Origin of the sequence: Erythrobacter sp., from assembly GCF_023653175.1 — a bacterium.
Lineage (GTDB): Bacteria > Pseudomonadota > Alphaproteobacteria > Sphingomonadales > Sphingomonadaceae > Erythrobacter.
The window spans coordinates 1-7,353 of record NZ_JAMNXL010000179.1 but is presented as its reverse complement, the minus strand read 5'-3'; the positions used below and the strand labels follow the sequence as shown (position 1 = coordinate 7,353).

General features: G+C 67.5%; 4 protein-coding genes. 3 read left to right on the top strand and 1 reads right to left on the bottom strand.

What is annotated here, in order from left to right; all coding sequences use genetic code 11:
* A partial coding sequence (mfd, locus tag NBV68_RS15940) for a transcription-repair coupling factor (protein WP_296311614.1) occupies positions 1–2,405 on the top strand: 2,405 nt, incomplete at its 5' end.
* Here the strand turns inward: mfd and NBV68_RS15935 are convergent.
* Positions 2,402–3,172 (bottom strand): transglutaminase family protein, encoded by a 771-nt coding sequence (locus NBV68_RS15935; protein ID WP_296311611.1) that lies wholly within the window; start codon positions 3,170–3,172, stop codon positions 2,402–2,404. The two genes, mfd and NBV68_RS15935, sit on opposite strands and share 4 nt — an antisense overlap.
* Before the next feature lie 300 nt (positions 3,173–3,472).
* Here NBV68_RS15935 and NBV68_RS15930 point away from each other — a divergent pair, with 300 nt between their 5' ends.
* Positions 3,473–5,869, top strand: a complete 2,397-nt coding sequence (locus NBV68_RS15930) for a TonB-dependent receptor (RefSeq protein ID WP_296311608.1) — start codon at positions 3,473–3,475, stop codon at positions 5,867–5,869.
* 130 nt (positions 5,870–5,999) lie between these two features.
* The coding region (locus tag NBV68_RS15925; RefSeq protein ID WP_296311606.1) for an ankyrin repeat domain-containing protein at positions 6,000–7,353 on the top strand (1,354 nt) is incomplete at its 3' end.

The window sequence follows — 7,353 nt, the reverse complement described above, 5'->3', positions numbered from 1 at the left end:
CCCCCGAGCGGGGACGCGGCGAAAATGTCTACGAGGCCGCCGCCACGCACCTCAAATCCGTCGGCAAGTCGGCGCGCAAGTCATTGGTCGCGGCCTATTCCACCGGCAGCGCGCGCCGCATTGCCGCGATCATCGACGAGGCCGGAGCCCCCACCGCGATTGCCGACAATTGGCAAGCCGCGCTGGGGCTGGCGGCGAAGAAGACCACCGCAGTGGTCGTCCTGCCGCTCGAAACCGGCTTTGCCAGCGACACGCTCGAAATCCTCACCGAGGCCGACATTCTCGGCGACCGGCTGGTGCGTCGCAAGAAGAAACGCAAGGATTCCGACGCCTTCCTCGCTGAACTTCAGGCGCTGGCGCAGGGCGATCTGGTCGTGCATGTCGAGCACGGGATCGGCAGATATCTCGGGCTCGAGGCGATCCCGGTCGGCAAGAGCAAACATGATTGCGTCGCGCTCGAATATGCGGGCGGCGACAAGCTGTTCATTCCGGTCGAGAATATCGACGTCCTCACCCGCTACGGCTCGTCCGAGCACGCCGCCGCGCTCGACAAGCTGGGCGGCGAGGCGTGGCAGCGCCGCCGCGCCAAGCTCAAGGAGCGGATAACCGCCATCGCGGGCGAACTGATGCAGGTCGCCGCCGCGCGCGCGCTCAGGCAGGCCCCCGCCCTGCCCGCCGATCCGCAGACGCTCGGCCAGTTCACCGACCGCTTCCCCTGGTCCGAAACCGAGGATCAGGAGCGTGCCATCGCCGACGTTCTGGGCGATCTTGAAAGCGGCCGCCCGATGGACCGCCTCGTGTGCGGCGATGTCGGCTTCGGCAAGACCGAAGTGGCGCTGCGGGCCGCCTTCGTTGCCGCAATGAATGGACAACAAGTTGCCATCGTTGCGCCAACCACCTTGCTAGCACGACAGCACTACCAGAACTTCGCCGACCGTTTCGCGGGTTTCCCGCTGCACGTCGGCAGGCTTTCGCGCCTGGTCACCTCAAAGGAAGCCGCCGAGACCCGCGAGGGGCTCGAGAACGGCCAGATCGATCTCGTGGTCGGCACCCACGCGATCCTCTCCAAGTCGACCAAGTTCAAGAACCTCGGCCTCGTGATCGTCGACGAGGAGCAGCGCTTCGGGGTGACCCACAAGGAAAAACTCAAGCAGCTGCGCGCCGACGTTCACGTCCTGACTCTCACCGCCACGCCGATCCCGCGCACGCTGCAAATGGCGATGAGCGGCCTGCGCGAGCTTTCCACCATCCAGACCCCGCCGGTGGACCGCCTCGCGGTGCGCACCTATGTCATGGAGTGGGACGACATGGTGATGCGCGAGGCCCTGCTGCGTGAGCACCACCGCGGCGGGCAGAGCTTTATTGTCGTCCCGCGCATTTCCGACATGGCCGATGTCGAGGAGTGGCTGCGCGCGAATGTGCCCGAGATCAAGCCCGTCACCGCCCACGGCCAGATGTCGCCCAGCGAGGTCGAGGAGCGCATGGGCGCCTTCTACGACCGCAAGTACGACGTGCTGCTCTCGACCACCATCGTCGAAAGCGGGCTCGACATCCCGAGCGCCAACACGATCATCATCCACCGCGCCGACCGTTTCGGCCTTGCCCAGCTTTACCAGCTGCGCGGGCGGGTCGGCCGGGCCAAGCTGCGCGCCTATGCCTATCTCACCCACGAGGCAGGCGTGGCCCTGTCGGAGATTGCGCAGAAGCGACTGAAGGTGCTTGGCGACCTCGACACGCTCGGCGCGGGCTTCCAGCTCGCCAGCCACGATCTCGACATTCGCGGCGCGGGCAACCTGCTCGGCGACGAGCAGTCGGGCCATATCCGCGAGGTCGGCTTCGAGCTCTATCAGGCGATGCTGGAAGAGGCGATCCTCGCCGCCAAGGCGGGCGAGATGGGCCTCGAGCGGCCGCGCGACAAGCTCACCCCGCAGATCACGGTCGACGCGCCGATCATGATCCCCGAGGACTACGTACCCGACCTCGCCGTCCGCATGGCGCTTTACCGCCGTCTCAACCAGGCCGAGGGCCAGCACGAGATCGAGAGCCTCGCCGCCGAGATGATCGACCGCTTCGGCGACCTGCCGCAGCCGACCAAGAACCTCATCCGCCTGATCGAGATCAAGCATCAGGCGATCCTCGCCTGCATCGCCAAGATCGATGTCGGCGCGCGCGGCACTCTGGTGGGCTTCCACAATGACGACTTCCCAGATCCGGCAGGCCTGATCGCCTATGTCGCGCGCCTCAACGAAGGCGGCAAGGACACCGCCAAGCTGCGCCCCGACATGAAGCTGGTCATCAACCGCGCGTGGAGCGATCCGCTGAGCCGCCTCAACGGGTTGTTCCAGCTGACCAAGGGGCTCTCGGGGATCGTGAAGAAGGCGGCCAAAGCGAAGAAGGCCGCCTAGACCTCCTGCACCCTCACGCTCTGGCTGTTCATCATCAGCGGGCCAAAGGCGGTGAGGAAGGCGACGTCGCCCGCATCGCGGCCGATGCCGATGATCGCCGTGTCGCGCGCACTCGCCATTCCGGTGGGATCGACGATATGCCATTCCCCGCCGAGAAAGACCTCGGCGACCGCGTGGAAATCGGGCGGGCTCGCGCGCAAGGCATAGACGCTGGCGTAGCGCGCAGGCGTATCGGCGGCGCGGGCCAGCGCGATCATCAGGTGGGCATAGTCGCGGCACACCCCCTTGCGGGTCTGGAAGGTGTCGAGCGCGGATGTCTCGACGGTGCTCGCGCCCCGCACATAGGCGAGGTGCCCCGCGATCCAGTCGGCCATCACGGCGATCCGCGCCCCGCCCTCGAGGCCGGCAAAACGCGCATCGACCAGGTCGAAAAAGCGGTCGGACGGGCAATAGCGCGACGGCAGCAGATATTGCACCGCCTCCCCCGGGAGCAGGTGGAGCGGGGTCCGCGGCAGCGCGGCGGTGTCGTGCACGGGCCGATCGATGGTGACGCGGGCCGTGTAATCGACCACCATCCGCCCCTCGGCCGCCAGCCAGGCGCGCGTTCCTACCCCGTCTTGCGCCGCAACCCGGGTGAGCGCCCTCCCCCCGGTGACGGCGCTGGCCTCGATCCTCTGACCCGCCAGCGCCGCCACCTCGATGTGGAGCAGCACGTCGCAGGATGCTTCGAACCAGTAGTCCAGCTGAACATCGATCTGGAGCTTCACTTGCGAGGGGTTCCGTTCGGATAAGGGCGGCAGGCTTGAGGCCTACCCCTAGACCGGAATGCACCGCCGGGCCCGTAGTTTCTTGCCGCCAGGCCGGTGATCGCAGCGATCGTGCTGGTAGCGATGCGCCGCGCCGACCCGCACGGCGTCCAGCCCCGAGCATCGTGATGCGCAAAGGTCACAATCGGCCCGCGCAATTGCGCGCCCGGTGCGCTGATGCTTGCTGCACTGCGACCATTGTGACACGATTCCTACCCAGCAATATCAGAGACTAAACTCTGAATTTCAGGGGTAACCATTATGACGAACACCGTCGCCCGTAATCTTCGCCGCTCCATCCTGCTGGCGAGCGCCGCCGCCGTGGCGTGCAGCAACCCCGCCTTCGCGCAGGACACCGCCGCACCGTCGGAAGCCGACGAATATGATGGCAACGTCATCATCGTCTCGGCGACCAAGCGCGATACGACGCTTCAGGACGTGCCCTTTTCGATCAACGCGCAGACCCAGGAAGACATCCAGCGTTCGGGCGCGGTGACCCTCGAGGATCTGTCGCGCAACGTCGCGGGCCTGACGATCCAGAACCTCGGGCCGGGCCAGAGCCAGGTCTCGGTGCGCGGTATCTCCGCAGGTCAGGTCGTGCGCGACCAGCCCGGCGTGAAGGAGCAGGTCGGCGTCTATCTCGACGAATCGGTGATCTCGCTCTCGCTGTTCACCCCCGATATCGACCTGTTCGATCTCAACCGCGTCGAGACCCTGCGCGGGCCGCAGGGCACGCTGTTCGGTTCGGGATCGGTCGGCGGCACGATCCGCTACATCACCAACCAGCCCAAACTGGGCGTGACGGAAGGGTCGGCCGAAGCCAACGTCAACCTGATCGACGGCGGCAATGCCGGCAGCCACCTCAAGGCCGCGGTCAACCTGCCGCTGGGCGACAGCGCGGCGATCCGCGCGGTCGGCTATTACACCCGCTACGCCGGTTTCATCGATGCCCGCGGGCCCGGCGGCGGCGAGAACGTCAATGATGGCGAGCGCTATGGCGGCCGCATCGCCCTGACCTTCGAGCCGAGCGACACGTTCTCGATCACCCCGCGCGTGATCTACCAGAAGATCGAGGTGGGCGGGTTCAACCGGCAGGAAACCTACAACCTGTTCGCCAACCGCTTCACCACCACGCGTCCCGCGGTGCAGCTGGGCGAGCGCGAGCAGTTCCTGCTGCTTCCCGAACGCTTCGAGGATGAAACCTTCATCGCCGACCTGACCGTCAATATCGGTCTGGGCTCGATGGATCTCACTTCGGTCACCTCCTACATCAACCGCGATATCCTCGTCAGCCGCGATGCCAGCGCGCTGACCGGCTCGGTCTCGGTCGATCTCGGCTTCCCGGCGACCGGCGTTGCGCTGGCCTCGAACCTGCGCGACACGACCGACCTTGCGACCTTCACGCAGGAATTGCGCCTCGCCTCGGATTATGACGGCCCGTTCCAGTGGCTGATCGGCGGGTTCTATTCCGACGTGAACCGCGATTACCGCCAGCGCCTGCCCACCCCGGGCTACGATGCCTTCACCGATGCGACGCTGGGCGCTGGCACCTCGGCAGCGGTGGCGAACGGCTTCCCGGCCAATTCGCCATTCAATTCCGACCTGCCCTTCGACATCAAGCAGTTCGCGGTGTTCGGCGAGGCGACCTATGACATCACCGAGAAGCTGACCTTCACCGCGGGCGGGCGTTACTACGATTTCGAGGAAACCCGCACCATCACCACCGGCGGCCTGTTCGCCAATGGCGATGCGGGCGTGGTCGACACCACGGCCTCGGATGGCTTCACGCCGCGCTTCCTGCTCAGCTACAAGGCGAGCGACAATGTCACCGTCAACGCGCAGGCCGCACAGGGCTTCCGGCTTGGCGGGGTCAACGACCCGCTCAACACCCCGCTGTGCAATGCGCAGGATCTGGCGCTGTTCGGCGGCTTCCAGGACTACGGCGACGAAACGCTGTGGAACTACGAACTGGGCGTGAAGGCTCAAGGCGACGGCTTCACCTTCAACGCCGCCGCCTTCTACAACGACATCAGCAACCTCCAGGTGACGCTCGATGCGGGCAGCTGCTCGTCGCGGATCGTGTTCAACGTGCCCGAGGCCTTCGCCGCCGGGATCGAGGCGGAGCTCGGCTTCGAACCCGCGCCGGGTCTGAACTTCGACCTCTCCGGCAGCTACATCAAGTCGGAATTCAACAGCACCCTGCCCGGCGCGCTGGCGGGCGCCACCGGGATCCGCGATGGCAACCGCCTGCCCTCGGTGCCGGAGTTCCAGTTCGCGGCCAGCGGCAGCTACGAGTGGGAAGTGGGCGATACCACCACCGCCTTCGTCACTGGCTCGTTCCAGCATGTCGGCTCGCGCTTCACGCAGCCGGCCGACCAGGAGAACAATCCGCGCACCTTCGTCCACGGCCTGCCTTTCGGCGGTGCCCCGGCGACTGCCTCGACCACGGTCGATCTGGAGCTGCCCGATTACCAGCTGGTCAATCTCAGCGCCGGGGTCGAGCTTGACCGCGGCCTGTCGCTGACCGCCTATGTCACCAACCTGTTCGACGAGAACCCGCTCCTGTCCTTCGACCGCGAACGCGGGGGCCGCGCGCGGCTCGGGTTCAACATCGGGCAGCCGCGCACATTCGGCGTGACGGCTCGCCAGACGTTCTGATGCGATCGGGCGGCGGGCGGCGGATGTTGCCTGCCGCCCGCTCCGGCCCTCTGCTGGTTCGGCGGCGGGCTTAAAGCTCCCGTAACAGCCCGTGTGCCAAAGCGGCGTGCGGCTGAACAGGGAGCGCCGCGTGCCATCGACCAACGATCTCACCAGAGCCATCCGCGCCGGCGATGCGCCGCGCGCGCTTGCCATGATTGCCCCGGGCGTGTGGCTCGACGAGCGCGACGCCTCCTTGGGTGAGACGCCGCTGTGCGCAGCGGCAACGGTCGGGGCCGAGGGCGTGGTCCGCGCGCTGCTGGCGGCCGGTGCCGCCCCCGAAGTGCACAACCGCTTCGGCGAGCGCCCGCTCCACCTTGCCTGCCGCTCCGGGCACGAGGCGGCGGCGCGTGCGCTGATCGCAGGGAGAGCAGACGTCAACGCGACGATAGTCAGCAATCCGAACAATGTCGAAAGCGGCCAGACCGTCCTCATCGCGGCGCTCGCCAGCAGGAAGCTGCCGCTGATCGCCATGCTGGTCGAAGCCGGCGCCGATCCGCAGGGGACCGACGACCGGGGCTGGAGCGCGCTCGCCTATGCGCAATTCTCGAGCGGCAAACGGATCGCCGACCTCCTCGCCAAGGCCGCAGCGGCCAGGGCGAGCACGGCCGACATCACGGTCCACGAAGCGGTGCGCGCGCGCTCGCTCGACGCCCTGCGCGCCCATGCCGCGCTGGGAACGCCGCTCGACCAGCCCGAGGACGGCCCGAACCTGATGATGCTCTCAGGGCAGACCCCGCTGCACCTCGCCGCAAGCCTCGCTTGGCGCGAGGGGGTGGAGTTCCTGCTATCGCAGGGCATTTCCCCCGACGCGCCGAGCCTCCACGGCCTCACCCCGCTGATGGTGCTAGGTCCGGGCAAGCGCGCGGCCGACGTGGCCCGGGCGCTGGTCGCGGCGGGCGCGGATGTCAACGCGCAGGCCCCGACCGGGATGTGCCCGCTCCATGCCGCCGAGGAAGTGGCGGTGGTCGAGGTGCTGCTGGCCGCCGGAGCCGATCCCGACTTGCGCCACCCGGACACCGGCGCGACGGCGTTCCTCGACATATGCGAGACCGGCAAGGCCCCCGTCATCGCAGCGCTTATCGCCGCCGGGGCCGATTGCGACGTGCGCGACAATGCCGGCAAGGGCGTCGACCATTACGCGAGGGGCAACCACCGCGCCCGGGCGGTGATTGCCGAGCACAAGGGCCTGCCGCCGCGTCCGGCCGATGCCTTGCGCGCAGGCCTCAGGGACCTTCCCGCACGCGCACAGGAACCCGGGTTCGCCGCCTATGCGCAGAGCCTCGGCGTTGCCTTCAACCGCCAGCCTGCCGCCTGGAAGCGGCGCAAGGGCGGACTTTATTTCCACGATGTCGCTGCGGCGCGGATCCACGCGCACCTCGGGCAGCCCATGCCCGGGGGCGATGACGCGCGCGTCCACGACGCCGCCCTCGCCCGGCTTGCTG